The following is a 25,007-nucleotide window of genomic DNA, read 5'->3' as shown; positions in this document are numbered from 1 at the left end:
GCATGGCGCGGCGAAAACGCAAACGAAACGCCGCGGGCGGCTCAGGGCGCGATGCGCTCCATCTCCAGCACCGCCTCCTTGCCGTAGCCGGCGGTGGCGAGCACGTGGCGGTGCGTGAAGCGGGCGATGAGGGCGAGGGCGTAGTCGTACTCCGCGTCGGCGCGCTCGCTCATCTCCATGCCGTCCGCGAGCTCCGCTGCGAGCCGGGCCTTCACCGCGGCGCGGTCCTCCGGCCGGGCCGCCGCTTCGGCGAGGCCCTGCAGCACGGGCCCGAGGGCGCGCGCGGCGGCGTCGGGGTCCATGCCGATGCGCCAGCCGAGCTCCAGCACCACCGGCTCGCCCTCGCGCCGGCCGGCGGCGCTCGCCGCCCAGCGCCCGTCGACCATCACGGCGCCCGGGCCGGTGTAATCGTCATAGCTGCGCACGCTGCCGTCGGTGTTGAAGCCGAGGAGATGGCCGACGCTCGCGAGATAGAGCGGGCGGTAGAGGACGGTCACGCCTTCGGGGTCGAGGCGGTCGAGCGCGGCGGCGAGCCCGCGCGCCGTCTCCGGGTCGGTGTGGCGGGCGAGCCCGGCCGCGACCTCGCGTTTCAGCGCGGCCCAGGCGGTCTCCACCGGGGCGCCGCTGTCGTGCAGGACGGCCGGCAGCGCGCGGCCTTCGAGCGTCTTCGCGACGAGGTAATAGGGATCGTCGGCGGGGCCCTCGTCGAGGCGGACGTCGCTGAGCGTGATCGTGGCCTCCAGCATGTCGGGCGGCCGCGCCCCGCCGACGCGGACCTCGACCACGTGGCTCCAGGCGCGGGCCTTCTCGGTGCCGGCGAAGACGACCCGGTCGCGCTGCACGATGCGGTAGGCGAGGCGCCCGTCGGCAGGCGGCTTGAAGCGGAAGCGGAGCACCTGCGGCGCCTCGGCCTCCGGTGCCGCCGGCTGCTGGGCGAGACCGAAAGCGGGCGCAGCGAAGGCGAGGAGGGCGGCGAGGAGGAGGCGGGAAAGGGCAGCCATGACCAGGCCTCCGGCAGCGTGATCGCCCGCCCGCGGACGAGGCGGCTTCGTCGCGCGTGGCATTCCTGCGGGAAGGGCGCGGCGGCGCGAAGCTAGCACATCCGCTCCTCGGCACACCACCGGCCCGCACGTTGCCGTGAGGGCGGCCGCGGGTCCTTGGAAGAAGCAGCGCGAGCGGCTATCCGCGAGGCCAAACCAAGTGGAGGGAATGCCGTGCTCGTGAAACAGAAGATGGTCGTGACGAACCGCCTGAAGGCCGACTGCCCGACGCATTCGCGGACGGAGATCGCCGCGCGCGACACGGCGATGGTGATCGACGAGCCGAAGGAGCGCGACGGCACCAACCAGGGGCCGACGCCGACGGAGACGCTGGTGGCGGCGCTCGTCGCCTGCACCAACGTCATCGGCCACAAATGCGCGCGGAAGAACGGGGTGGAGTTCCGGGCGATGTCGATCGCCGCGGAATGGGATTTCGACCGCCGCGGCACGCAGCTCGTGGAGGAGGTCGAGACGCCCTTCTTGGCGATCCGCATGACCATCGACGTCGCGACCGACGCCGACGAGGAAGCGATGGCGCGGGTGCGCGCCGACCTCCAGAAGTTCTGCCCGCTCGCCAAGCTCATCCGCGCCGGCGGCACCACGATCGAGGAGACGTGGAACGTCAGGCGGGGGTGAGGGGGCGGCGGGGCGTTCCCTCGGCGTTCCCGATCGGCTCTAATGTTCCCGCCTTGGGGGAATCATGAGCCAGCTGCTCGTCAACCAGTATCTTGCCGAGATCGAGCGCATCCGGACGTTCTCCGGCGTCAGCGGCGAGCAGGTGATCCGGCCGGCCTTCCGCCGGCTCCTCGACAATTGGGCCTCGTCGCAGAAGCTCGTCTTCCTGGAGGAATATCCCTACCAGACGAGCCAGAAGACGAGCGTGCGGCCGGACGGCACGGTGCTCCACGACATCCGCGTGCCGCTCGGCTGGTGGGAGGCCAAGGACACGGCCGACGTCCTCGACGAGGAGATCGCCAAGAAGCTCCGGCGCGGCTATCCGCAGGACAACATCATCTTCGAGAACTCGGAGACCGCAGTCCTCATCCAGAACCGGCAGGAGGTGATGCGGTGCTCGATGACCGACACCGCCGAGCTGTCGCGGCTCCTCACGCTCTTCTTCGGCTACGAGCGGCCGGAGATCGCCGAGTTCCGCAAGGCGGTCGAGAAGTTCCGGCACGACCTGCCGGCCGTGCTCGGCGCGCTCCGCGCCCGCATCGACACGGCCTATTCGGAGGATCGGGACTTCAAGCAGGCGGCCGACGCCTTCCTCGACCATGCCAGGAAGACGATCAACCCGAGCGTCGGCGAGGCTGACGTGCGGGAGATGCTGATCCAGCACATCCTGACCGAGGAGATCTTCGCCCACGTCTACGACAGTTCGGATTTCCACCGCGAGAACAACATCGCCAAGGCGCTCTACGGCCTGGAGGCGAAGTTCTTCACCGGGGCGGTGAAGCGCGACACGCTGAAGGCGCTCGAACCCTATTACGCCACGATCCGCGCCAACGCGGCGCTGATCACCAGCCACCACGAGAAGCAGAGCTTCCTCAAGGCGATCTACGAGACGTTCTACAAGGTCTACAACCCGAAGGCGGCCGACCGGCTCGGCGTCGTCTACACGCCGAACGAGATCGTGAAGTTCATGATCGAGGGCGCCGACTGGCTCTGCCACAAGCATTTCGGCAAGGCGCTCATCGACGAGCACGTCGAGATCCTCGACCCCGCCGCCGGCACCGGCACCTTCATCTGCGAGCTGATCGAGCATTTCGCCGGCGACAAGCGCAAGCTCGCCCAAAAGTACCGCAACGAGCTGCACGCCAACGAGGTGGCGATCCTGCCCTATTACGTGGCGAACCTGAACATCGAGGCGACCTACGCGGCGATCACCGGCCAGTTCGCCGAATACCAGAACCTCTGCTTCGTCGACACGCTCGACAACGTGGCCGGCCTCGGCATCCGCGCCGGCTACCAGCACGACATGTTCGCCGGACTGTCGGAGGAGAACGTCGAGCGCGTGCGCCGCCAGAACAAGCGCAAGATCTCCGTCATCATCGGCAACCCGCCGTACAACGCCAACCAGCAGAACGAGAACGAGAACAACAAGAACCGCGAGTACAAGCGCATCGACGAGCTCATCAAGTCGAGCTACGTCCGGCTCTCGACCGCGCAGAAGACGAAGGTCTACGACATGTACGCCCGCTTCTTCCGCTGGGCGTCGGACCGCCTGCACGACGACGGGGTGCTGGCCTTCGTCACCAACCGGAGCTTCATCGACAGCCGCACCTTCGACGGCTTCCGCCGCGCGGTGGAGAAGGAGTTCCAGGAAATCTACGTGGTCGACCTCGGCGGCGACGTGCGCGCCAACCCGAAGCTCTCCGGCACGAAGAACAACGTATTCGGCATCCAGACCGGCGTCGCAATCTCCTTCATGGTGAAGCGGCACAGGCAGCAGGGCTGCAGGATCTTCTATGCGCGCCGGCCGGAGCTCGACACGGCGGCGGACAAGCTGGCGTTCCTGGGGTCTTCGAAGCTGTCGGGGATGAGCTTCGAGCGGATCGAGCCGGATAAAAAGGGGAACTGGGTCAACCTGACGGATAATGATTGGGATCGGCTGATTCCCGTCGCGGACAAGAAGACGAAGTCGGCAAAGGGGAGGGGGCAGGAGAAAGCGATCTTTCGTCTCTACTCTCTCGGGATTGTCACCAATCGCGACGATTGGGCCTACGATTTCGACAAGCGCTCTTTGGAGGCAAAGGTTTTGCTTTTCGCCTCATGCTTCAACCGGGAGATTCAACGCTGGCGAGAGGCTGGTCGCCCAAGGAATACGTCTGAGCTGGTTACCCGAGACATCAAGTGGACATCTGAGCTTGAGGCGGAGCTTCGAAGAGAAAAGCCAATCAGGCTCAAGCAAAAAAACGCTCTTCGATCAGCATATCGTCCCTTTGTTTCGAAGTGGACCTATTTTTCGAAACCGATAACGCACAGGCCATACCAGAATTTGGACTTGTTTCCGAACGCGTTAGCCGAAAACGTCACAATCGTTACCGTGGTTGAGCCGCGCGCGGAATTTGCGGTGTTGGCGGCGAACATCCTCGTCAACAAAGATTTTTTTATGCCGAGTGCAGCTCAGCATTTTGCCCGCTTCCGCTACACCGCCTCGGGCGAGCGCGTCGACAACATCACCGACTGGGCGCTGAGGCAGTTCCGGGCGCATTACGGCAAGGGCGGCGGGAGCCCTCACCCTGAGGTGCTGCCGCAGGCGGCCTCGAAGGGCTCCTTCGAGACGGCCGCTGCGCGGCCTCCTCAGGATGAGGGGGCAGAGCAAGCGGCTGTGCGGGCTCCTCGGCCCTTCGAGACGGCCGCTGCGCGGCCTCCTCAGGGTGAGGGGGTGGGGCAAGACGCTGCGCGGGCTTCTCGGCCCTTCGAGACGGCCGCTGCGCGGCCTCCTCAGGGTGAGGGGGCGGGGCGGCGCGGCGGGGCGGCGGCGATCGCGAAGGACGACATCTTCCACTACGTCTACGGCGTGCTGCACGATCCCGTGTACCGGGAGAAATACGCGCTGAACCTCAAGCGCGAGTTCCCCCGCATCCCGTTCTATCCCGACTTCCGGCGCTGGGCGGACTGGGGCGAGCGGCTGATGGAGCTCCACATCGGCTACGAGAGCGTCGAGCCCTGGCCGCTCGAACGCCTCGACGTTCCGGACGAGAAGGCGCGCGCGGCGGGCGTGGCTCCCAAGGCGCTGCTCAAGGCCGACAAGGAGAACGGAATCATCCGCCTCGACACCGAGACGCAGCTCTCCGGCGTGCCGAAGGCGGCCTGGGACTACCGGCTCGGCAACCGCTCGGGGCTCGAATGGATCCTCGACCAGTACCGCGAGAAGACGCCGAAGGACCCGACCATCCGCGAGAAGTTCAACACCTACCGCTTCGCCGACTACAAGGAGAAGGTGATCGACCTCCTGATGCGGGTGACGCGGGTGAGCGTGGAGACGATGGCGATCGTGGAGGCGATGAAGGGCGCGCGCCGGGAGCCGGAGGCGGCCGCGCGGGACGGCGTCCCCACTCCATGACATCTTCCGCCCCCGGCGACCCCGCCCGACCAACACGCCCTGACGAGCCGGTCCCGTCCGTCTCGTTCCGCGAGGCGCTCGGGGTGTGGGCGAAGATCGGGGTGCTGAGCTTCGGCGGGCCGGCGGGGCAGATCGCGCTGATGCACCGCATCCTCGTCGACGAGAAGCGCTGGATCGGCGAGCTGCGCTTCCTGCACGCGCTCAACTATTGCATGCTCCTGCCCGGGCCGGAGGCGACGCAGCTCGCCACCTATGTCGGCTGGCTGCTGCACGGCGTGAAGGGCGGGCTCGCCGCGGGCCTCCTCTTCGTGATGCCGGGCGTGCTGGTGCTCCTCGCGCTCTCCATCGCCTATGTCGCGCTCGGCGAGGTGCCGCTCGTGGCGGGGCTCCTGTTCGGGCTGAAGACGGCCGTGCTCGCCGTCGTCGCCGAGGCGCTGGTGCGGGTGGCGAAGCGCGCGCTCAAGAGCCGGACGGCGTACGGGATCGCGATCGCCGCCTTCGTCGCCATCGCCTTCCTGTCGGTGCCGTTCCCGCTCATCATCGCGGCCGCGGCGGCGTTCGGCTTCCTCGCCGGCCGCCTCGCGCCGACGCTGCTCGGGCCCGGCGGGGGCGGGGCGGCCGCCGAGCCGGCCGACGCGGTGGCGCTGCGCTCCGAGCCGCCGTCCTGGAGCCACGCGATCGGGACGGGGCTCGTCTGGGGTGCGGTCTGGCTCGTGCCCGTGGCGGCGCTCGTCGTCCTCCTCGGCTGGAGCCACGTCTTCGCGCAGGAGGCGGTGTTCTTCTCCAAGACGGCGGTGGTGAGCTTCGGCGGCGCCTATGCCGTCCTCGCCTATGTCGCGCAGCAGGCGGTGGAGGTCCATCGCTGGCTCGCGCCGGGCGAGATGCTGACCGGGCTCGGCCTCGCCGAGACGACGCCCGGGCCGCTGATCCTCGTCCTCGTCTTCGTCGGCTTCCTCGGCGGCTTTCGCGGCGAGACGGGGCTCGACCCCTATCTCGCCGGCACGATCGGCGCGGCGATCACGGTGTGGGTCACGTTCGCGCCCTGCTTCCTGTGGATCTTCCTCGGCGCGCCCTGGATCGAGGCGCTGCGCGGCAACCGGGCCCTGAACGGCGCGCTCTCCGCGATCACGGCGGCGGTCGTCGGCGTCATCGCCAACCTCGCCGTCTGGTTCGCCGTGCACGTGCTCTTCGCCGAGGTCGGCGAGGCGCGGCTCGGGCCGGTCGCGCTGCCGGTGCCGGAGCTCTCGTCCTTCGACTGGCGGGCCGGGCTGATCGCGGCCGCGGCCGGGCTCATGCTGCTCCGGCTCCATGTCGGCATGATCCCGACGCTCGCGGCCGCCGCGGCGGCGGGTGCGGCCTTGACGCTTGCAACCTGATAGTGCAAATCCTGTTGCTGCAATTCAACCTTGCGGGTTGAACCCTCTCGGGGGAGGAAGCAACGATGCCATCCTACTATGTCAATCGGCAGTCCCAGCCGAACGGAGACCACGAGGTCCATACGTCCGACTGCCGGTATCTGCCGTCAGAGTCCAATAGGCAGTACCTCGGCGAATTCGACAGCTGTCAACCAGCCGTTCGCAAAGCGAAGGAATCCTATCGCACCGCCAACGGATGTTGGACGTGTAGCCGAAGCTGTCATACGAGCTAGTCGACAGGCTAGTCATTACCACAAAGCTGCTTTGGTTGTAGGAGAGCCGCCTGCCCGTCAGTCGAACAGGCTCGACACCGATTTCTCCAGCGCCGTCCGGCTGATCGCCTCGCCGAGGAGCGGCGCGATGGAGACGACGCGGATGTTGTGGGCGGCCTGCATCGCGCTCGTCGTCTCGATGGAATCGGTGATGACGAGCTCGCGCAGCTTCGAGGCGGTGATGCGGGCCACCGCGCCGCCGGAGAGCACGCCGTGGGTGATGTAGGCCGTGACCGACACGGCGCCGACCGAGATCAGCGCGTCGGCCGCGTTGCACAGCGTGCCGCCGGAATCGACGATGTCGTCGACGAGCAGGCAGTGCCGGCCCTCGACGCTGCCGATGATGTTCATCACCTCGGATTCGCCCGGCCGCTCGCGGCGCTTGTCGACGATGGCGAGCGGCGCGTCGATGCGCTTTGCGATGGCGCGGGCGCGCACCACGCCGCCGACGTCCGGCGAGACCACCATCACGTTGTTGGTCTCGTAGCGCTCCTTGATGTCGCGGGTGAAGACCGGCGCGGCGTAGAGGTTGTCGGTCGGGATGTCGAAGAAGCCCTGGATCTGGCCGGCGTGGAGGTCGATCGTCAGCACGCGGTCGGCGCCAGCCTCGGTGATGAGGTTCGCCACGAGCTTGGCCGAGATCGGCGTGCGGGCCGCCGATTTCCGGTCCTGCCGCGCATAGCCGAAATAGGGCAGGACGGCGGTGATGCGGCGCGCGGAGGCCCGGCGCAGCGCATCGATGATGATGAGGAGCTCCATCAGGTTGTCGTTCGCCGGGAAGCTCGTCGACTGGACGACGAAGACGTCCTCGCCGCGGACGTTCTCCTGGATCTCGACGAAGATCTCCTGGTCGGCGAAGCGCCTGACGGCGCATTGCGCGAGCTCGAGATCGAGGTAGCCGGCAATCGCCTGGGCGAGCACGCGGTTCGAATTGCCGGCGACGATCTTCATCGGGAGGGGGCCTCGCTTAGGGCGCAGGAGCGGCCGGCCGGGGCTCTGCAGCGCCGCCGACGGAACGGGCGCGCTTTTAGCAATGTCGCTGCGCCGCGACAACAACGCCGTGGCGCATGCACGGCCGCCATGCGCGGCCGGGGCATCAGCGCGTCAGAAGGTCGAGGCCGTGGCGGGACAGCGATTCCGGGTCGCCCTCGGTGGTGAGATAGGTCCGGCCGAGGCACATCGCGGTCTCGGTGTCGGAATCCATCAGGATCATGTGCGCGAAGAGCACCATGTTCGGCACGATCTCGGCCGGGTTCTCCCGGTAGAACATCGGCCAGTCCATCCAGGACGGCGCATAGCGCGCGCCGAGCGAGTAGCCGCAGGCATTCAGCCGGTGGCGGGCGAGGCCGTGCGAATCCATCGCCTCGGCGTGCGCAGCATAGACCTCGCCGAACGTGTGGCCGGGCCGCATCACCGCCTCGCAGGCGGCGAGCGCCTCCACGCAGGCGGCGTGCAGCTCGCGGTGGCGGGGGCTCGGCTCCCCGACGATCACGGTCCGCATCAGCGCGACGTGGTAGAGCCGGTAGGTGCCGGCGAATTCGAGCGTGATCTGGTCCTGCGGGTCGAGGCGGCGGCGGCCGGTCTTGGTGCGGCAGAGCAGGGCGTCCCGCCCCGAGCCGATGATGAACGGGTTGGCCGGGTAGTCGCCGCCGCCGCGGAAGACCGTGCCCTGCATGGCGGCGAGGATCTCGCCCTCGTCGGCGCCGGCGCCGATCCCGGCGAGTGCGGCGTCGAGCGCATCGTCGGCGAGCGCGGCCGCGCGGCGGACGTAGTCGAGTTCGGCTGGGCTCTTCACCGAGCGCAGGCGCGGCACGAGGTTCGAGGCGTCCTCGATCGTGCCGAAGCTCTTCAGCGTGTCGTCGACGGCGCGGCCGTTCGCCGCCGTCAGGCCGTGCGTGTCGTACTCGATCCCGATCCGGCAGCCGAGGAGGTCGAGCTCGTCGAGGAGCTCGCGCAGCTGCGCGGCCGGCGAGGCGTTGAGCTGGTCGGTCCACAGCACGATCGATTCGATGAGCGAGGTGTGGCGCGCCTGGCGCAGATCGGCGGAGCGGGTGAGCAGCGTCACGTCGCCGTCCCGCTTCAGCACCAGGCACTGGAAGAAGCAGTAGCCGAACGTGTCGTAGCCGGTCAGCCAGTAATGGCTTTCGGGCGCGAACATCAGCAGCGCGTCGAGCTTGCGCGCGGCCATCTCCTCGAGCACCTGCGCCTTGCGCGCCTCGAACTCGCCGCGTTCGAAATGGAGCGCCATGCCTAATGCTCCCTCAGCGCGATGGCCGACAGCTGGCGGCCGTAATCCGGTTCGCCGCGATGGGTCGCGCGCCGGTAGGAGAAGAAGCGCTCCTCGTCCGCATAGGTGCAGAGCGCGAGCGTCTCGACCGTGCCCAGGCCGGCCGCGCGCAGCCGCGCGGCGATGTAGCCTGGCAGGTCGAAGCGGGCGCGGCCGTTCGGCCCGTCCGCCCGGAAATATTCCTCGTTGGCCTCGTCGGCGGCGAGGAAGCGGGCGACGAATTCCGGCCCGACCTCGTAGGCCTCCGGCGAGATCGTCGGCCCGAGCACGGCCACCATGCGGGAGCGGTCGGCGCCGAGCCGCTCCATCGCCTCGATCGCGGCCTCGAGCACGCCGGTGAGCGCGCCCTTCCAGCCGGCATGGGCGGCGCCGATCACGCCGGCCTGCCCGTCGGCGAAGAGGATCGGCCCGCAATCGGCGGTGCCGACGCCGATCGCGATCCCCGGCCGGTTCGTCACCACGGCGTCGGCCTGCGGCCCGAGCCCGGGGCCCCAGGGCGCGTCCACGACGACCGCTTCGGCGCTGTGGATCTGGTAGGGCGTGGCGAGCCGGTCCGGCGCGACGTCGAGCGCCGCGGCGGCGCGGGACCGGTTCTCCAGCACCGCCTGGCGGTCGTCCTGCGACCCCAGGCCGGTGTTCATGGCGCCGTAGAGGCCGGTCGAGACGCCGCCCTGCCGGGTGAAGAAGCGGTGCGCGACCCCGGACGCCTGGTCGAGGCCCGGCGCGGCGACGCCGAGCGGCTGGTGCTCTGATTTCATGCGCGGACGTTGCCGCCGCCTCGCCGCCAAGTCAAATGGCTTGGCCGAAGGGCGGCGGCGTCAGCCCGTGCGGCGTGACCGCGACGACCTTGAAGAGCTCCCCCATCGCATCCCGGCCGGCGAGGCGCTCGACCGCGGCCCGGATCGCCTCGCGCGCGGCCTCGTCCGCCGCGGCGCCGAGCTGCCCGGCGCGGTTAAGGAGCCCCAGGTCGAGCAGGAACCGGCCCTGCGCGATCGGGCCGTGGACGGAAGCGCCGCCGGCCCGCGCCGCCGCGGCGAGCGCCTGGAAGTCGACATGGGCGGTCAAGTCGGATTCGCCCGGCGCCTCCAGCGGATCGCAATAAGCGTGCCGCCGGACGGCCTGAAGCGTGTCGCCCGGCGCAGTCGCCGCGTGACCGTAGTCGATGACGAGCGCGGCCCCGCCGTGCCGGGCGATGCGGCCCGCGATCGCCTGCATCATGGCAGCGGCGGGCGGGTTCACCTCCAGGATCGCCCCGTCGGGTGCGGCGAGCGGGGTGTCGATCATGCCGGGCCCGATCCCGAAAGCGAGGCGCTCGCCTTCGCCGAGACCGACCATCCGCTCGCGCCACGCGCCGCGCGCGCGCACGAACTGCCGGATCGGCAGGGCGTCGAAGAACTCGTTCGCGACGAGAAGGATCGGCCCCTCCGGCACGGCTTCGAGGCGGTCGTGCCACGCGATGCTGCCGGCATGCCCGGAGAGCGTCTCGCGCTGGCGGGCGCAGAGGGCCGGGCTGGTCTCGACCAGGTGCACCGGCGCCGCCGCGAGGCCGGGCACCCTGGCGAGGACGCGCAGGACGTCCGCCATCAGCGTGCCGCGCCCGGGGCCGAGCTCCACGATCCGGACCGCGGCAGGCGCGCCGGCGAGCGCCCAGGCGTGGGCGAGCCAGGCGCCGACGATCTCGCCGAACATCTGGCTGATCTCCGGCGCCGTCGTGAAATCGCCGGCGGCGCCGAGCGGATCGCGCGTGGCGTAGTAGCCGTGCTCGGGATCGCCGAGGCAGATCGCCATGTAGTTGGCGACCGTGATCGGCCCGTTCGCCCGGATCAGGCGCGCGAGCTTCGCGGCGAGCGGCGTCCCGGTCACGCCTGGCGCGGTCGCCGGAGCGCCCACACGGCGGCGCCGAGGCCGACGAGCATCATGGGGATCGAGAGCAGCATGCCCATGGTGAAGAAGCCGGTGATGAAGCCGAGCTGCGGGTCCGGCTCGCGGTAGAACTCCACGAAGGTCCGGGCGAGCCCGTAGAGCCCGACGAAGGCGGCGCCCGTCAGGCCGGGCCGCTCGAGGCCGCGGCACCAATGGGTGATGATGCGGAGCGCGAGGAAGAGCGCGACGCCTTCGAGCGCGGCCTCGTAGAGCTGGCTCGGATGCCGCGGCTCCGGCCCGGCGCCGGGGAAGACGACCGCCCACGGCACGTCCGCCGGCCGGCCCCACAGCTCGGCGTTGATGAAGTTCGCGATCCGCCCGAAGAACAGGCCGAAGGGCGTGGCCGCCGCAGCGACGTCGAGGAGCGACAGGATCGGGATGCCGCGCCGCGAGGCGAAGACGACGATGGCGAGGATGGTGCCGAGCATGCCGCCGTGGAACGACATCCCGCCCTCCCACAGGCGGAAGAAGCCGAAGGGATCGTCGAGATAATGGCCGGGCTGGTAGAAGATCGCATAGCCGAGCCGCCCGCCGAGGATGATGCCGAGCGTGACCCAGAGCAGGAGGTCGTCGATGTCGGCGGGCGTCATCGGTGCGGGGCGCCCGCCCCACAGGCGCGGCGAGGCGACGAGGCGGCGCGCATAGTGCCAGCCGAGCAGGATGCCGGCGAGATAGGCGAGACCGTACCAGCGGACGGCGAGGGGACCGATCTGGACGGCGATCGGGTCGATGTCTGGAAAGGGCATTCGGCTCCGTCGGGCTGTGGACGCGGCGGACCATGCGTCCCGGGCCGGACGGGCGTCAAGGCGCGCCCTTGTTTCGGCCCCGCGGCGACTTTATCTAGGCACGGGGCGGAAACCGTCTCGCCGGCGCCACAAAGCCCTGCTTTCTCGATCGGGGTCGATCGGGCGTCCATCCGGCGGCAGGTCCGGCGCCGAACGACGGCAGCCCGCGGGAGAGTAGCATGACCCAATCCTCCAGCCGCATCCTGGATGAATTCGCAAAGCTGATGACCGATGCGGCCGGCGTCGCCCAGGGCGTGCGCCGGGAGGTCGAGACGGCCGTCCGCCACCAGGCGGAGCGCTTCCTGAACGACATGGACCTCGTGCAGCGCGAGGATTTCGAGGCCGTTCGGGAGACGGCGTCCCGCGCGCGTGCCGAGGCCGACACGCTGCGCGCCCGCGTCGGCGCACTGGAGGAGCGGCTCGCGAAGCTCGAGGCAGCCGGCGGAGGGTCTCACACCCCGGGCGCGCGCTCCCGTACCCGCAAGTCCGGGACGAGCGAGGCGGCGTCCGAGGCGGGCACCGACATCTGAGCTTTTCCGCGGGATAACTACCCGCCCATCATCCAGAGAGTGCCATCCCTGCCGCAGCGTGTTTCTATAGTCCGGAACGAAGAGAGATTCGCGCTGTCATTCGTTCGTCACGCGGGGTCAACAGGCTTGGGTCAATCGACGGCACCAACAGCCGAATCGGCCGGGAAGGCCGGACCCGACCCGTTCCGCGTCCCTTCCTCACAACTCAGCGAGGACATTCCATGAGTCTCATCGACATCGACATGTCCACGGCCAACAATCCCGTCGATCTGGTCGAGCAGATCGCCTCGTCGCACGACTGGGCGTTCGACCGCTCCGGCGAGGACGAGATCACGATCTCGGTGGCCGGCAGCTGGTGCGACTACAACATCTCTCTTTCGTGGATGGGCGAGCTGGAGGCTCTGCACCTCGCCTGCGCGTTCGACTTCAAGGTCGCGGAGCGGCGCAAGACGGAGGTCATGCGCCTGCTCGCGCTGGTGAACGAGCAGCTCTGGATCGGCCATTTCGACCTGTGGCAGGCGGAAGGCGTGGTCATGTACCGCAACGGGCTGCTGCTGACCGAAGGGCTGGAAGCCGGCTCCGGGCAGCTCGAGGCGATGCTGAACGCCGCCGTGGACGCCTGCGAGCGCTACTACCAGGCTTTCCAGTTCGTGATCTGGGCCGGCAAGACGCCCGAGGAGGCGCTCGGCGCGGTGCTGTTCGAAACGCTCGGCGAGGCCTGATGCTGGAACGGGCTGCGCCGCTCCTCCTCGTCGGGGCGGGCAAGATGGGCGGCGCGATGCTCGACCGCTGGCTGGCGCTCGGGCTCCCCGGCCCGGCCGTGACGATCGTCGATCCCCATCTGGACGGAGCCCGCCGCGCAGAGCTCGCGGGGCTGGGGGTCCGGTTTGCCGACGAGGCGGATGAGGGTATGGCGCCTGCCGTGCTCGTCCTCGCCGTGAAGCCGCAGTCGATGGCGGACGTGCTGCCGAAGGCGGCGCCTGCGGCGGGGCCCGCCACCCTCGTCGTCTCGATCGCGGCCGGCACCGGCATGGGCACGATCGCGGCCGCCTTTCCCGCGGGGCAGCCGGTCGTGCGGGTGATGCCGAACACGCCGGCACAGATCGGGGCCGGCATGAGCGCGGCCTTCGCGAACGACAATGTGGACGAGGCGGGGCGGGCCGTTGTCGGCGCGCTGCTCGGCGCCGTCGGCGCCGTGGAGTGGCTCGACGACGAGGGCCATCTCGACGCCGTGACGGCCGTGTCCGGGTCCGGGCCGGCCTACGTGTTCCTGCTCGCCGAATGCCTTGCCGTCGCGGGCCGGGAGGCGGGCCTTCCCGCCGACCTCGCCGAACGGCTCGCCCGCCAGACCGTGATCGGCGGCGGCGCGCTGCTTGCCGAGAGCACGCTTCCCGCCGGCCGGCTGCGCGAGAACGTCACCTCGCCGAACGGCACGACCGCCGCGGCGCTCGCCGTCCTGATGGCGGACGACGGCCTGCAGCCGCTCCTGACGCGGGCGGTGGCGGCCGCCAAGGCGCGGTCGATCGAGCTCGGCTGAAGGTGCCCGTCCGCATCGGTTGACGGTTCCGCATCGCTCCTGCTCTATCCCCGGCAGCACGCAACGGAGGCATTGATGGCCACTGCGAAGGTCCGGCAACGGATCAGGGACGCGCTGCTCTCGCTCGCCGCCGAGCGCGGCTGGGAGGAAGCGGGCCTCGAGGCGATCGCCGCGCGTGCGGAGGTCAGCCTCCCGGCGCTGCGCTCCGCCTATGACGGGCGGCTGGCGATCCTCGACGATTTCGTCCGCACGGTGGACGAGCAGGTGCTGGCGGCACGCGATCCCGACCTGTCGGGGGAGGCGCCGCGCGAGCGCCTGTTCGACGTCCTGTTCAGCCGCATCGAGGCGCTGCTGCCGCATCGTCCCGCGCTGCGCAGCCTCGCTGCCGCGGCGCTCAGGGATCCGCTCCTGGCGCTCGAGCTCAACCGCATGACGGTGCGCTCGATGGCCTGGATGATGACGGCGGCCGGCCTCCCCGCGGCCGGCCTGCGCGGCACCGCACGCGCGCAGGGGCTGGCGCTCGTCTGGGCGCAGGTGATGCGGGTCTTCCTCGACGACGAGGACGCCGGGCTCGCGCGCACGATGGCCGAGCTCGACCGGCGGCTGCGGCAAGGGGAACGCGCGGTGATCCGCCTCGACCGGATCGGCCGGCTGTTCGGCCGGGACGGGCGCGCGCCGCGCGCCGACGACCCGGACATCGCCGAGGGCCACCCTTCATGAGCGGCGAGCGGGCGCCGGCCATCTCGTTCGCGGACTTCCTGAAGGTGGACGTGCGGGTCGGGCGGGTGGTCGAGGCCGCGCCGTTCCCGCAGGCGCGCAAGCCGGCCTACCGGTTGGTCATCGATTTCGGCGCCGAGATCGGGCTGAAGAAATCGTCGGCGCAGATCACCCGGCACTATCGCGCGGAAGAGCTGGTCGGAAAGCTGGTGCTGGCGGTGGTCAACTTCCCGCCGCGGCAGATCGGGCCGATGATGTCCGAGGTGCTGACCCTCGGCGTGCCCGACGAGGACGGCGAGGTGGTGCTGATCGCGCCCGACGAGGACGTCCCGGTCGGCGGCCGGCTGTTCTAGGCCGGGATCCGCAGCATCGCCCGCAGCCCGCCGAGCGGGCTGTCGTCCAGGGTGACGTCGCCGCCGTGGCTCCGGGCCACGTCGCGCGCGATGGTCAGCCCGAGGCCCGTCCCGCCGGCATCGACGTTGCGCCCCTTGTCGAGGCGGAAGAAGGGCCGGAACACCGTCTCCCGGTGTTCCTCGGGAATGCCGGGGCCGTCGTCGTCCACGGTCACGGTCAGCCAGCCGCCCTCGTGGCGCGCCTCGACCGCCACGCGGTGCGCGTGCTTGCCGGCATTGCCGACGAGGTTGGCGAGACAGCGCCGGAAGGCGACGGCGCGCACCAGGATCGTCGGCTCGCCGGCGAACGAGACCTCGACCTCGTCGCCGCCCCGGCGCGCGGCTTCGCCGACCGCCTCGAGCTCGGCGGGCAGGTCGAGCGGGACCGTCGGCTCGCCGGCGTCGCCCTTCGCGAAGGCGAGATAGTCCTCGAGCATGCGGCTCATCTCGTCGACGTCGCTGCGGAGCGCCTCCGTCTCCGGACCGTCCTCCAGCATGGCGAGCTCCAGCTTGAAGCGGGTCAGGATGGTCCGCAGGTCGTGGCTGACGCCCGAGAGCATGGCCGTGCGCTGCTCGACATGCCGCTCGATGCGGTCGCGCATGTCGATGAAGGCCTGGCTCGCCTGGCGCACCTCGCGCGCGCCGCGCGGCCGGAACTCCCCGACCGCACGGCCGCGTCCGAACGCTTCCGCCGCCTGGGCCAGGCGCTGGATGGGCTTGATCTGATTGCGCAGGAACAGGAGCGCGATCGCGATCAGCACGAGCGAGGTCACCACCATCCAGACGAGGAAGATGTGGGAGTTCGACGCGTAGGCCTGATGGCGCGGCGCGAAGACGCGCAGGATGTGGCTGTCGAGCTGGATCCGGATCTCCACCATGTCGGAGTTCCCGACCGTGTCGATCCAGAACGGACGGCTGATCCGGTTCGTGATCTCGTTGGAGAGCGCCCGGTCGAGCAGCGAGAAGAAGGGTTTCGGCGCCGTCGGCGGCAGCGGGCCGGGCGGCAGGACGGAAACCGTGAGGCCGAACGTGTTCGCGGCGAGCGCCGTGACGGTGGAGAACCTCGGATCCTGCGGGTAATCCTCGATGACCTGAATGATCGCGGCGATGTCGCGCGTCACCGCCGCGGAAAGGCGCCGCGTCACGGTCTGCCAGTGCCGCTCCATGAAGATGTAGGCGACGACCGACTGCAGGATGACGATCGGCATCACGACGATGAGGATGGAGCGGGCGAAGAGGCCCTTGGGCAGCCGCGTCGAGAGCCGGCCGGCGACCTTCGCCAGCGGGCGCCAGGCGGCGCGCAGCGCGGCGCCCGTGCGCCCCAGGACCCGGGCGGCGCGGTTCACCAGCTCGCGCAGGCGCGGGCGGGCCGCATCATTCGACGAGGAGTCGATAGCCAATTCCGCGCACCGTCTGCAGATGGACCGGGTTGGAGGGATCGCTCTCGATCTTCCGTCGCAGCCGGTTGATCTGGACGTCGACCGTCCGCTCGCCGCCGCCATTGGTGCCGGACAGCAGCTCGTGGCGGCGCACGGTGTCGCCCATGCGCGCCGCGAGCAGCCGGAGCATCTCCCGCTCGCGCTCGGTGATGCGGACCGTCTCGCTGCCGCGCCTGAGCTCGCCGCGGCCGAGATGGAAGAGGAACGGGCCGAAGCGGACCTCCTCGACATCCGGCTGAGGCGGTGTCGCGCCGCGCCGCAGGATGTTGTTGATGCGCAGGAGCAGCTCGCGTGGCTCGAACGGCTTGGCGAGGTAATCGTCGGCGCCCGTCTCCAGGCCCTCGATCCGGTCGTCCGGCTCAGATCGCGCGGTGAGCATGAGGACCGGCACGTCCGAGGTCTCGCGGAGCGAGCGGGTCAGCTCGACCCCGGATTCCCCCGGCATCATCCAGTCGACCACGAGGAGGTCGAAGGCGAGGTGGCCCATGTGGCGGCGTGCCTCCGCCGCCGACGCCGCCGCGGTGACGCGGAAGCCGCTGCCGCCGAGGAACTTCGAGAGGAGCGTGCGGATGCGGTTGTCGTCGTCGACGACCAGGAGATGGGCCGCATCGTCCGCCGGGTTGGCCGCGCTCCGGTTCATGGCGCTCTATCTGGCCTTTCCGTTGGTCCGCGTGAGCGCGGCCGCACGTGAGCGGCCGCTCGCATCGACCATGCCGAACAGGAACCGCGTCACGCTCTCCCGGGCGCCCGCGGGCAGTCCCGCGAGGGCGGCCCGGATCCGTCGCGATTGCGGCTCCGCCAGGCGCCGCGCGAGAACCTGCCCGGAATCCGTGGCGAAGAGGAGGCGCTGCCGGCGGTCCTCGGAGCCGGTGCGCTGCTCGATGAAGCCACCGTCGATCAGCTGCTTCAGCACGCGCCCGAGGCTCTGCTTCGTGATCTTCAGGATCTCCAGGAGATCGGCGACGGTCAGCCCGGGGTTGCGCGACACGAAATGGAGGACCCGGTGGTGCGCCCGCCCGAAGCCGTATTGCGTGAGGATCGCGTCGGGGTCGGACGTGAAATCCCGGTAGGCGAAGAACAGCAGCTCGATGAGATCGATGGGCTGTTCGCCGGCGATTTCGGGCGTGGCGCCGTTCGTTCTCGGCGCCGGCCGGACCGTGCCAGTTACGTCAGTCATGTTGACATATTTCGCCCGGCTGGCTAGCTAAAGCAAGTCTCGCGCCGTAGATCGGAATGGCGTGATCCTCTCTTCGGCAGTTTGCGCGAAAAGCCCAAGCCTGCGCAATCGGCGGCGGCGAGACGATCGCGGCATTCGACCGCCCACTTGAGGAGACGGCAATGGCCGGCGTTCCCTTCGACAGCATGACAGGAAAGATCTGGTACAACGGCGATCTCGTCGACTGGGCGGACGCCAAGGTCCACGTGCTGACGCACGGGCTGCATTACGGCAGCTCCGTATTCGAGGGCGAGCGCGCCTATGGCGGCGCCATCTTCAAGAGCCGCGAGCACAGCCAGCGCCTGCTGGAATCCGCGCGCCTGCTCGATTTCGAGATCCCCTACACGGTCGAGGAGATCGACGCCGCGAAGAAGGCGGTGCTCGACGCCAACGGCTTCAAGGACGCCTACATCCGGCCCGTCGCCTGGCGCGGCAGCGAGATGATGGGCGTCTCCGCCCAGGCCAACCGCATCAACCTCGCGATCGCCGCCTGGGAATGGCCGTCCTATTTCGATCCGGCGCAGCGGCTGAAGGGCATCCGGCTGGACATCGCCGAGTACCGCCGGCCGGACCCCCGCACGGCGCCCTCGCGTTCGAAGGCGGCCGGCCTCTACATGATCTGCACGATCTCCAAGCATCAGGCGGAGCGGAAGGGCTATGCCGACGCGCTCATGCTGGACTGGGAGGGACGGGTCGCGGAGTGCACGGGCGCGAACATCTTCTTCACGAAGAACGGCGTGATCCACACCCCGATCGCGGACTGCTTCCTGGACGGCATCACGCGGCGCACCGTGATCGATCTCGCGCGGGCGCGCGGCATCGAGGTGGTGGAGCGGCGGATCATGCCGGAGGAGCTCGGCGACTTCGAGGAATGCTTCATCACCGGCACGGCGGCCGAGGTGACCCCGGTCGGCGAGATCGGCCCGTACCGCTTCACGCCCGGGCCGATCTGCACGGCGATGTTCGAGGACTACATGGCTGCCGTGCAGCCGAAGGCGGAGCGCAAGTCGGCGGCCGCCTGAGCCTCCGGCGGGCAGGACGGCGGGCACCGCTCTCCGTCTGCATCGCCGCGCTCGCATTCGAAGCAGCGCGCTTCCCACGCATTATCGTCATCGCCGGACTTGATCCGGCGACCCACTCGCGCGCGTCGGCTGGATGCCCGGGTCGGGCCCGGGCATGACGACAGTGGAGACGGGATGGCGAAGGGGAGGAAGGGAGGCGTCCGGACAGCGCCACGCCCTCCGTCGTCATCGCCGGACCGCCCCTTTCTCTGTCGTCATCGCCGGACTTGATCCGGCGACCCATCCGGCCTCTCTGCGGCCCGCGTCCAGCGGCCGGCCGCGGCGTCGTCGCTCGCCTTTGCGGCGACCCAGCCGCCCGAGCCGGTGTCGCGGCGATGCTCCTTCTTCCAGAACGGCGCGCTGGTCTTCAGGAAATCCATCAGGAACGCGGCGGCCTCGAAGGCCGCCTCGCGGTGCGCCGAGGCTGCCAGCACCAGCACGATCGGTTCGCCCGGTGCGATCCGGCCGTGGCGATGGATGACGGTCAGCCCGTCGAGCGGCCAGCGTTCGGCCGCCTGCCGGGCGATCGCCTCGATGGCGTGCTCGGCCATGCCGGGATAATGCTCGAGTTCCAGCGCGGCGAGGCTGCCGCCTTCGTCGCGGCAGAGGCCGACGAAGGAGACGACCGCCCCGATGTCGGTCCGGCCCGCGGTCAGCCGATCCGCCTCCGCGGCCGCATCGAACGGTGCGGCCTGCACGCCGATCCTCGGGCTCCAGGCCGTCATGGCCCGGATCAGCCGCCGGTCATCGGCGGGAAGAAGGCCACCTCGCGCGCGCCGGCCAGCGGCGCATCGTGGTCGGCATGCTCGAGGTCGAGCGCGGCGCGGATGACCTGCGGTTCGGCGAAGGCCGCGGCGTAGCCCTCGTCGCGGGTGGCCAGCCAGCCGATCAGGTCGCCGACCTTCGTCACGCCCTCCGGCAGCTCGACCGTCTCTTCGGCATGGCCGATCCGTTCGCGCACCCAGGCGAAATAGCGGATGTGCATTGCCCTACTCCTTGACGATGTGGCGCAGCCCGGCCCGGAAATAATCGTACCCCGTATAGAGCGTGACGATGGCGGCCGCCCAGAAGAAGGTGAGGCCGATATCGATGATCAGGCCGCTCTGCGCCCCCTGCACGGCCGGCGCGACGAGGAGAGCGGCGATCGCCACCAGCTGCATCGCCGTCTTCCACTTGGCGAGCCGGGTGACGGGCACGCTGACGCGGAGCTCGGCGAGGAATTCGCGCAGGCCGGACACGAAGATCTCCCGCATCAGGACGATGATCGCCGCCCAGATCGACCAGCCGGCGAGCATGCCGTTCGCCACCAGGACCAGGATCGAGACTGCCACCAGCAGCTTGTCCGCGATCGGGTCGAGCATCCGGCCGAGCACGGATTGCTGCTCCCAGGCGCGGGCGAGATAGCCGTCAACATAGTCGGTGATGCTGGCAGCGGCGAACAGCGCGAACGCGAGCCAATGGCCGATGTCGCCCTCGATGAAGAAGGTCGCTCCGACCAGGGGAGCGGCCGCGATCCGGCCGTAGGTGAGCAGGTTCGGCACGGAGAGGGCGTGCATTCGGATTGGCCGCACGTGACCGCTCCGATCCATCGGCACCGTCATGTCTGCACCATCATCATCAGGACCCAAGGCGGTCAAGCCCCGCCGATAGCGCATCGCCGTGACCATCGCATGTCGCGGCGCCCGCGCGCCGCCTGGGGCCCGCCGTCGCGACCGCCGTCATTTCGGTGCGCCTTCGTTGAAATGGTCGTAGATGGCCTCGGCCACCGACTGCGAGATGCCCTTCACCGCCATCAGGTCCGGGATCCCGGCGCGGCTGACCGCCTTCGCGGTGCCGAAGTGCTGGAGGAGGGCGCGCTTGCGGCCCGGGCCGATGCCGGCGATCTCGTCGAGCGGGTTCGCCCCCATCGCCTTGGCCCGGCGGGCCCGGTGCGAGCCGATGGCGAAGCGGTGCGCCTCGTCGCGGAGCCGCTGCACGAAGTAGAGCACGGGATCGCGGTGCGGCAGCATGAACGGCTCGCGGCCCGGCATGTGGAAGGTCTCGCGGCCGGCCTCGCGGTCGCGCCCCTTGGCGATGGAGACGATCGGCTGGCTCTCCAGCCCGAGCTCGCGGAGCACCTCCATTGCGGCGGAGAGCTGGCCCTTGCCGCCGTCGATCACCACGATGTCCGGCCAGGCCGCGTCGACGGCTTCTGCGTCTGCGTCCTCGCCGGGCCGCGGGCCGCTTTCCTTCACGAGCCGCGCGAACCGGCGCCGCAGGACCTCGCGCATCATGCCGAAATCGTCGCCCGGGACGAGCTCGGCCGAGCGGATGTTGAACTTCCGGTAGCTCGACTTCTGGAAACCCTCGGGTCCCGCCACGATCATGGCGCCGACGGCATGGGCGCCCATGATGTGGCTGTTGTCGTAGACCTCCACGCGCCGCGGCGGCCGCTCCAGGCCGAACACCTGTGCGAGCCCGGCGAGCAGCCGTTCCTGGCTGGAGGTCTCGGCCAGCTTGCGTCCGAGCGCCTCGCGGGCGTTCGTGAGGGCGTGCTCGACGAGCCGCACCTTCTCGCCGCGCCGGGGCACTGCGATCTTGACGCGCCGGCCGGCACGCTCGCAGAGCGCCGCGGCGAGGAGCTCCCGCTCCTCGAACTCGGTCGAGGCGAGGATCAGGCGCGGCACCGGCTTGTCGTCGTAGAACTGCGCGATGAAGGCCTGGAGCACCTCGCCCGCTTCCATGCTCTTGTCAGCCCGGGGGAAATAGGCCCGGTTGCCCCAGTTCTGCCCGGTCCGGAAGAAGAAGACCTGAACGCAGGTCATGCCGCCGTCCTGGTGTGCGGCGAAGACGTCGGCCTCCTCGATCCCGCGCGGATTGATCTCCTGGTGCGCCTCGATGTGGGAGAGCGCGGCGAGCCGGTCCCGGCAGATCGCGGCGGCCTCGTAATCGAGATTCTCGGCCGCGCGGTTCATCTGCTCGGCCAGGTGCGTGCGCACCGCGTTGCTCGACCCGGACAGGAAGGCCTTCGCCTCGGCGACGAGCGCCTGATAGTCCGCGATCGCGATCTCGCCGGTGCAGGGCGCGGCGCAGCGCTTGATCTGGTGGAGCAGACAGGGGCGCGTCCGGCTCTCGTAGACGGAATCGGAGCAGGTCCGGATCAGGAACGCCTTCTGCAGCGCGTTGATCGTGCGGCCGACCGCGCCGGCGGACGCGAACGGGCCGAAATAATCGCCCTTCTGCCGACGCGCGCCGCGGTGCTTCAGGATCGCCGGCGCCTCGTGGTCGCCCGTGATGAGGATGTAGGGGAACGACTTGTCGTCCCGCAGGAGCACGTTGAAGCGCGGCCGCAGGCGCTTGATGAGGTTCGCCTCGAGGAGCAGCGCCTCCGTCTCGGTGCGGGTGCGGACGAAATCCATCGTCGCCGTGGCGGCGATCATGCCTGCGATCCGGCCGTTCTGGCCGGCGATGCGCGTGTAGTTCTGGACCCGCTTCTTGAGGCTGCGCGCCTTGCCGACATAGAGCACGTCGCCCTTGGCGCTGATCATGCGGTAGACGCCCGGCGCGTTCGGGAGCGTGCGCACCGCGGCTGCGATCACCTGCGGACCCGGCGCGGCCGAAGCCTCCGCGGTCTCCCAGGCGAGGTCGCCGCGGGCCGGTGTCGTCTCGTCGATCATGTCGGCGTGGGTTTCCATCGCAGCCGTGTGAACCGCGCCGAGCCTTCGCGCGCGGCGGCTCTCGAGCCTCAACAATGACGGGAGATTCGCAAGGCATTGCGGGGTTGCCCCGCGCCCGGCAGATGCGTCGCCGCCGGCGTTGATGTAAGGGCCCGCGTCCCCTCAGTCCACTCGCAGGCGACCTCCGCCGCACGCGCCGAGCCTATTCGAGCGCGGCGAGGAACCGCTTCACGCGCAGGCGCTTCGCACGGGCGTGCTCGAGCGCGTAGCGGAAGCCGTCGATCCCGCCCGTGAAGTGCCTGCGGCCGACGTAGTAGCGCAGGAAGTGCATCGGGGTCTCCGTCAGAAGCCTGAGCCGGAGCTTGGCACGCGACCGCCCGGGCGCCTTCTCGCGGGCCTGCAGGTCGGCGTAGCGCGTCAGCTTCTCCCCGATATGGTCGAAGGACCGGAAGGAATGGTGCCAGACCGAGCCGGGCAGGAGCGCGCTTTCCATCCCGCCGTCCATGACGCGGTCGTCGGTCAGGCTCGGCGAGTAGCGTGCGGCGCGCCGGTCGTAGAGCCGCACCGGGGCGACGTAGTCGGCGAGCGGGCGGGGCCGGCTGCGGCCCGGATACACGGTCTCGATCCTGATCCGGTAGAGCTTCAGCGGCGGGTCGCCGTCCCGGAAGAGTCGCTCGATGGCGGCCGCCAGATCCGGCTGGACGATCTCGTCGGCATCGAGGTTGAGGAGCCAGTCGTGCCGGCATTGCTCCTCGGCGAAACGCTTCTGCGGGCCGTAACCGGTCCAGTCGTGCCGGATCACGCGCGCGCCGTACCGTTCGGCGACGGCGACCGTGTCGTCGGTCGAGCCGGAATCGACCACCACGAGATCGTCGCTCAGGCCGCGAACGGCAGCGAGCGTCGCGCCGAGCCGGTCCGCTTCGTTGCGCGTGATGAGGAAGATGGAGAGGCGCAGCGGCAAGACTGTCGATCGACTCCCATTAGCCGGCAACGCAAGTGTTGCGCGCATGTCACGTCCGGCCTTTTCGCGGGGCCGGCCGCTTTTCCGCCCTGTTCTCGTCGGCCCGCCCTCACAATCTAGATACAGGTTCGGGCCATGAAACGCAGCGCCCATTCACCGCGTTCATGGTGTCCCGGGCATCAGGAGGTCTTGTAAATGCGTATTCGTGTTCTTCTCGCGGCGGTCGCCGCGTCGGTTCTGGCGGCACCGGCCCTCGCGGCCGATCTGGGCGCCATGGAGCCGATGCCCCCCGCACCCCAGATGGAGCCGGTGTCGACCGTCGCTCCGACCTGGTCCGGCTTCTACATCGGTGCGCTGCTCGGGTACACGTGGGGCGAAACCGACACCAATGCGGCGCGTCCGCTCAACAACGTCGACGTCGACGGCATCGACGGCGGCGTCTATGTCGGCGGCAACGTGCAGCTCGACCAGTTCGTGGTCGGCCTGGAAGGCGACATCCTCGCCTCCGGTGTCCGTGACGACACGGCCGGCGTGAACATCCGGCAGGATTGGTCCGGGTCGCTCCGCGCCCGCGCCGGTATCGCGCTCGACAACTTCCTGCTGTACGGCACGGCCGGCGGCGCCATGACCAACGTCAAGATGACGGCCGGCGGCGCGAGCGACGACCACACCCTGATGGGCTGGACGGCCGGCGTCGGTGCCGAGGCGCTCGTGACGGACAACATCACCGCGCGCGTCGAGTACCGCTACACCGACTACGAGAACAAGACGTTCAACCTCGGCACTCCGGTGCGCGGCGATCTCAGCACGCATTCCGTGCGCGCCGGTGTCGGCTTCAAGTTCTAAGCGTCCCTCCCAAGCGGACCACCTGGGGCCCGGGTCTAAGCACCCGGGCCTCTTCTTGTCTGGAGCATGCCGGCGGCCGCGTGACCGCGCGGCGCCGGGCAAAGCCTCTTCTCCCTTCGCGCGAACGGCGGCGATCCGCTATGGTGCCGAACGGGCGAGACCGGGGATCGGGCGATGCTGACGCTCTATTCGCAGCAGGATTCCGGCAATTGCTACAAGCCGAGGCTGCTGCTCGCGCATCTCGGCAGGCCGTTCCGGCTGATCGATGTCGACGCCAATTCCGGCGTCACCCGCTCCGACGACTTCCTCTCGCTCAACCCGATCGGCAAGGTGCCCGTCCTCGAATTCCCGGACGGCAGGCGGCTCGCCGAATCGGGCGCCATCCTCCTCCACCTCGCCGAAGGCACGGCCTTCCTGCCGGGGGACGCTTACGCGCGCGCGAAGGCCTACGAGTGGATGTTCTTCGAGCAGTACAGCCACGAGCCGACGATCGCGGTCCGGCGGTCGCTGCTGATCTATCCGGAGCGGGCGGACGAAGCGACGCCGGAGCGCCTCGCAGCGCTCTTCGAAAGCGGCACCAGGGCGCTGGAGGTGATGGAGAAACGCCTGCGCGACGCGGACTGGCTGGCGGGAGAGGCCTTCTCCGTCGCCGACATCGCCCTCTACGCCTACACGCATTGTGCAGGGGAGGGCGGCTTCGACCTCGGCGCCTATCCGGGCATCGGCGCATGGCTCGACCGGATCGATGCGCTATCTGGTCACGTTACGATGGACTGGCGCCCGCCCGAATGATCCAGCTCAATTCCGCCGCGCCGGATTCAGGATAGCCGTTCGGTCGGGAACAAGCGATTCGCGAGGAGA

25 protein-coding genes are annotated in these 25,007 nt (G+C 69.7%); 11 read left to right on the top strand and 14 right to left on the bottom strand.

Going from position 1 to position 25,007, the window contains the following annotated elements:
- Positions 1-41: 41 nt before the first annotated feature.
- Positions 42-1,001, bottom strand: coding sequence for a hypothetical protein (locus ACUN0C_RS09910; protein ID WP_445466192.1), 960 nt, complete (start codon positions 999-1,001; stop codon positions 42-44).
- A gap of 213 nt (positions 1,002-1,214) precedes the next feature.
- Here ACUN0C_RS09910 and ACUN0C_RS09905 point away from each other — a divergent pair, with 213 nt between their 5' ends.
- From ACUN0C_RS09905 to chrA, 3 genes are all read left to right on the top strand, one after another.
- Positions 1,215-1,676, top strand: coding sequence for an OsmC family protein (locus tag ACUN0C_RS09905; RefSeq protein WP_445466191.1), 462 nt, complete (start codon positions 1,215-1,217; stop codon positions 1,674-1,676).
- 64 nt (positions 1,677-1,740) lie between these two features.
- Positions 1,741-5,109: a type ISP restriction/modification enzyme gene (locus tag ACUN0C_RS09900; protein WP_445466190.1), complete on the top strand. Its 3,369-nt coding sequence runs from the start codon at positions 1,741-1,743 to the stop codon at positions 5,107-5,109.
- Positions 5,106-6,485: a chromate efflux transporter gene (gene chrA / locus ACUN0C_RS09895; protein ID WP_445466189.1), complete on the top strand. Its 1,380-nt coding sequence runs from the start codon at positions 5,106-5,108 to the stop codon at positions 6,483-6,485. The genes ACUN0C_RS09900 and chrA overlap by 4 nt, the downstream gene beginning before the upstream one ends.
- A 329-nt stretch (positions 6,486-6,814) precedes the next feature.
- Here chrA and ACUN0C_RS09890 read toward each other — a convergent pair whose 3' ends face one another.
- From ACUN0C_RS09890 to lgt, 5 genes are all read right to left on the bottom strand, one after another.
- Entirely contained in the window at positions 6,815-7,747 is a 933-nt protein-coding gene (locus ACUN0C_RS09890; protein WP_445466188.1) for a ribose-phosphate pyrophosphokinase, read from the bottom strand.
- Positions 7,748-7,892: 145 nt separating this feature from the next.
- On the bottom strand, positions 7,893-9,044 hold the full coding sequence (locus ACUN0C_RS09885) for a M24 family metallopeptidase (protein WP_445466187.1): 1,152 nt from the start codon (positions 9,042-9,044) through the stop codon (positions 7,893-7,895).
- 2 nt (positions 9,045-9,046) lie between these two features.
- Complete coding sequence (gene pgeF, locus ACUN0C_RS09880) at positions 9,047-9,841, bottom strand: peptidoglycan editing factor PgeF (RefSeq protein WP_445466186.1); 795 nt, start codon at positions 9,839-9,841, stop codon at positions 9,047-9,049.
- 31 nt (positions 9,842-9,872) lie between these two features.
- Positions 9,873-10,946: a class I SAM-dependent methyltransferase gene (locus ACUN0C_RS09875; protein ID WP_445466185.1), complete on the bottom strand. Its 1,074-nt coding sequence runs from the start codon at positions 10,944-10,946 to the stop codon at positions 9,873-9,875.
- Entirely contained in the window at positions 10,943-11,752 is an 810-nt protein-coding gene (gene lgt, locus ACUN0C_RS09870; RefSeq protein WP_445466184.1) for a prolipoprotein diacylglyceryl transferase, read from the bottom strand. The genes ACUN0C_RS09875 and lgt overlap by 4 nt, the downstream gene beginning before the upstream one ends.
- A gap of 218 nt (positions 11,753-11,970) precedes the next feature.
- Here lgt and ACUN0C_RS09865 point away from each other — a divergent pair, with 218 nt between their 5' ends.
- The 5 genes from ACUN0C_RS09865 (at position 11,971) to ACUN0C_RS09845 (ending at position 14,928) form a co-directional block, all read left to right on the top strand.
- A complete protein-coding gene (locus ACUN0C_RS09865; protein ID WP_445466183.1) occupies positions 11,971-12,321 on the top strand; it encodes an accessory factor UbiK family protein in 351 nt (116 codons plus the stop codon).
- A gap of 221 nt (positions 12,322-12,542) precedes the next feature.
- On the top strand, positions 12,543-13,043 hold the full coding sequence (locus tag ACUN0C_RS09860; RefSeq protein WP_445466182.1) for a YbjN domain-containing protein: 501 nt from the start codon (positions 12,543-12,545) through the stop codon (positions 13,041-13,043).
- Positions 13,040-13,858, top strand: a complete 819-nt coding sequence (gene proC, locus ACUN0C_RS09855) for a pyrroline-5-carboxylate reductase (RefSeq protein ID WP_445466524.1) — start codon at positions 13,040-13,042, stop codon at positions 13,856-13,858. Before ACUN0C_RS09860 ends, proC begins: the two co-directional genes overlap by 4 nt.
- A 75-nt stretch (positions 13,859-13,933) precedes the next feature.
- Positions 13,934-14,578 carry a TetR/AcrR family transcriptional regulator gene (locus ACUN0C_RS09850; RefSeq protein ID WP_445466181.1) on the top strand — a complete coding sequence of 215 codons (645 nt, stop codon included), beginning with the start codon at positions 13,934-13,936 and terminating at the stop codon, positions 14,576-14,578.
- Positions 14,575-14,928, top strand: a complete 354-nt coding sequence (locus ACUN0C_RS09845) for a tRNA-binding protein (protein ID WP_445466180.1) — start codon at positions 14,575-14,577, stop codon at positions 14,926-14,928. The genes ACUN0C_RS09850 and ACUN0C_RS09845 overlap by 4 nt, the downstream gene beginning before the upstream one ends.
- Here ACUN0C_RS09845 and ACUN0C_RS09840 read toward each other — a convergent pair.
- The 3 genes from ACUN0C_RS09840 to ACUN0C_RS09830 all read right to left on the bottom strand — a co-directional run bounded on the left by ACUN0C_RS09840 (position 14,925) and on the right by ACUN0C_RS09830 (position 17,583).
- A complete protein-coding gene (locus tag ACUN0C_RS09840; RefSeq protein WP_445466523.1) occupies positions 14,925-16,271 on the bottom strand; it encodes an ATP-binding protein in 1,347 nt (448 codons plus the stop codon). The genes ACUN0C_RS09845 and ACUN0C_RS09840 overlap by 4 nt on opposite strands.
- A 70-nt stretch (positions 16,272-16,341) precedes the next feature.
- Positions 16,342-17,046: a response regulator gene (locus ACUN0C_RS09835; protein ID WP_445466179.1), complete on the bottom strand. Its 705-nt coding sequence runs from the start codon at positions 17,044-17,046 to the stop codon at positions 16,342-16,344.
- A 6-nt stretch (positions 17,047-17,052) separates the two neighbouring features.
- Positions 17,053-17,583: a MarR family winged helix-turn-helix transcriptional regulator gene (locus ACUN0C_RS09830; RefSeq protein ID WP_445466178.1), complete on the bottom strand. Its 531-nt coding sequence runs from the start codon at positions 17,581-17,583 to the stop codon at positions 17,053-17,055.
- 161 nt (positions 17,584-17,744) lie between these two features.
- Between ACUN0C_RS09830 and ACUN0C_RS09825 the strand changes: the two genes are divergently transcribed.
- On the top strand, positions 17,745-18,644 hold the full coding sequence (locus ACUN0C_RS09825; RefSeq protein WP_445466177.1) for a branched-chain amino acid aminotransferase: 900 nt from the start codon (positions 17,745-17,747) through the stop codon (positions 18,642-18,644).
- A gap of 254 nt (positions 18,645-18,898) precedes the next feature.
- Here ACUN0C_RS09825 and ACUN0C_RS09820 read toward each other — a convergent pair whose 3' ends face one another.
- From ACUN0C_RS09820 to ACUN0C_RS09800, 5 genes are all read right to left on the bottom strand, one after another.
- Positions 18,899-19,408, bottom strand: coding sequence for a molybdenum cofactor biosynthesis protein MoaE (locus ACUN0C_RS09820; protein WP_445466176.1), 510 nt, complete (start codon positions 19,406-19,408; stop codon positions 18,899-18,901).
- An 8-nt stretch (positions 19,409-19,416) separates the two neighbouring features.
- Entirely contained in the window at positions 19,417-19,668 is a 252-nt protein-coding gene (gene moaD / locus ACUN0C_RS09815) for a molybdopterin converting factor subunit 1 (RefSeq protein ID WP_445466175.1), read from the bottom strand.
- A gap of 4 nt (positions 19,669-19,672) precedes the next feature.
- On the bottom strand, positions 19,673-20,239 hold the full coding sequence (gene pgsA, locus ACUN0C_RS09810) for a CDP-diacylglycerol--glycerol-3-phosphate 3-phosphatidyltransferase (RefSeq protein ID WP_445466174.1): 567 nt from the start codon (positions 20,237-20,239) through the stop codon (positions 19,673-19,675).
- A 162-nt stretch (positions 20,240-20,401) separates the two neighbouring features.
- Positions 20,402-22,357 carry an excinuclease ABC subunit UvrC gene (gene uvrC, locus ACUN0C_RS09805; protein WP_445466173.1) on the bottom strand — a complete coding sequence of 652 codons (1,956 nt, stop codon included), beginning with the start codon at positions 22,355-22,357 and terminating at the stop codon, positions 20,402-20,404.
- 184 nt (positions 22,358-22,541) lie between these two features.
- Positions 22,542-23,300, bottom strand: coding sequence for a glycosyltransferase family 2 protein (locus ACUN0C_RS09800; RefSeq protein WP_445466172.1), 759 nt, complete (start codon positions 23,298-23,300; stop codon positions 22,542-22,544).
- 195 nt (positions 23,301-23,495) lie between these two features.
- Between ACUN0C_RS09800 and ACUN0C_RS09795 the strand changes: the two genes are divergently transcribed.
- Both ACUN0C_RS09795 and ACUN0C_RS09790 read left to right on the top strand, forming a co-directional pair.
- On the top strand, positions 23,496-24,146 hold the full coding sequence (locus ACUN0C_RS09795) for an outer membrane protein (RefSeq protein ID WP_445466171.1): 651 nt from the start codon (positions 23,496-23,498) through the stop codon (positions 24,144-24,146).
- A gap of 174 nt (positions 24,147-24,320) precedes the next feature.
- The gene (locus ACUN0C_RS09790; protein WP_445466170.1) at positions 24,321-24,938 is read left to right on the top strand and encodes a glutathione S-transferase family protein; all 618 of its coding nucleotides are present in this window, start codon (positions 24,321-24,323) and stop codon (positions 24,936-24,938) included.
- Positions 24,939-25,007: the final 69 nt, after the last annotated feature.

The sequence above is a fragment of the Faunimonas sp. B44 genome (genome assembly GCF_052655945.1).
The sequence above is the reverse complement of the archived record's forward strand: the minus strand, read 5'-3'. Positions and strand labels throughout refer to the sequence as shown.

Bases quoted from the DNA above. Each gene is read 5' to 3' on its own strand.
- ACUN0C_RS09865 (WP_445466183.1), top strand. From the start codon at position 11,971: ATGACCCAATCCTCCAGCCGCATCCTGGATGAATTCGCAAAGCTGATG.
- ACUN0C_RS09850 (WP_445466181.1), top strand. From the start codon at position 13,934: ATGGCCACTGCGAAGGTCCGGCAACGGATCAGGGACGCGCTGCTCTCG.
- ACUN0C_RS09830 (WP_445466178.1), bottom strand. From the start codon at position 17,583: ATGACTGACGTAACTGGCACGGTCCGGCCGGCGCCGAGAACGAACGGC.
- chrA (WP_445466189.1), top strand. From the start codon at position 5,106: ATGACATCTTCCGCCCCCGGCGACCCCGCCCGACCAACACGCCCTGAC.
- pgsA (WP_445466174.1), bottom strand. From the start codon at position 20,239: ATGCACGCCCTCTCCGTGCCGAACCTGCTCACCTACGGCCGGATCGCG.
- ACUN0C_RS09790 (WP_445466170.1), top strand. From the start codon at position 24,321: ATGCTGACGCTCTATTCGCAGCAGGATTCCGGCAATTGCTACAAGCCG.
- ACUN0C_RS09890 (WP_445466188.1), bottom strand. From the start codon at position 7,747: ATGAAGATCGTCGCCGGCAATTCGAACCGCGTGCTCGCCCAGGCGATT.
- uvrC (WP_445466173.1), bottom strand. From the start codon at position 22,357: ATGGAAACCCACGCCGACATGATCGACGAGACGACACCGGCCCGCGGC.
- ACUN0C_RS09885 (WP_445466187.1), bottom strand. From the start codon at position 9,044: ATGGCGCTCCATTTCGAACGCGGCGAGTTCGAGGCGCGCAAGGCGCAG.
- pgeF (WP_445466186.1), bottom strand. From the start codon at position 9,841: ATGAAATCAGAGCACCAGCCGCTCGGCGTCGCCGCGCCGGGCCTCGAC.
- ACUN0C_RS09835 (WP_445466179.1), bottom strand. From the start codon at position 17,046: ATGAACCGGAGCGCGGCCAACCCGGCGGACGATGCGGCCCATCTCCTG.
- ACUN0C_RS09820 (WP_445466176.1), bottom strand. From the start codon at position 19,408: ATGACGGCCTGGAGCCCGAGGATCGGCGTGCAGGCCGCACCGTTCGAT.
- ACUN0C_RS09825 (WP_445466177.1), top strand. From the start codon at position 17,745: ATGGCCGGCGTTCCCTTCGACAGCATGACAGGAAAGATCTGGTACAAC.
- ACUN0C_RS09860 (WP_445466182.1), top strand. From the start codon at position 12,543: ATGAGTCTCATCGACATCGACATGTCCACGGCCAACAATCCCGTCGAT.
- ACUN0C_RS09900 (WP_445466190.1), top strand. From the start codon at position 1,741: ATGAGCCAGCTGCTCGTCAACCAGTATCTTGCCGAGATCGAGCGCATC.
- ACUN0C_RS09845 (WP_445466180.1), top strand. From the start codon at position 14,575: ATGAGCGGCGAGCGGGCGCCGGCCATCTCGTTCGCGGACTTCCTGAAG.
- lgt (WP_445466184.1), bottom strand. From the start codon at position 11,752: ATGCCCTTTCCAGACATCGACCCGATCGCCGTCCAGATCGGTCCCCTC.
- ACUN0C_RS09795 (WP_445466171.1), top strand. From the start codon at position 23,496: ATGCGTATTCGTGTTCTTCTCGCGGCGGTCGCCGCGTCGGTTCTGGCG.
- moaD (WP_445466175.1), bottom strand. From the start codon at position 19,668: ATGCACATCCGCTATTTCGCCTGGGTGCGCGAACGGATCGGCCATGCC.
- ACUN0C_RS09910 (WP_445466192.1), bottom strand. From the start codon at position 1,001: ATGGCTGCCCTTTCCCGCCTCCTCCTCGCCGCCCTCCTCGCCTTCGCT.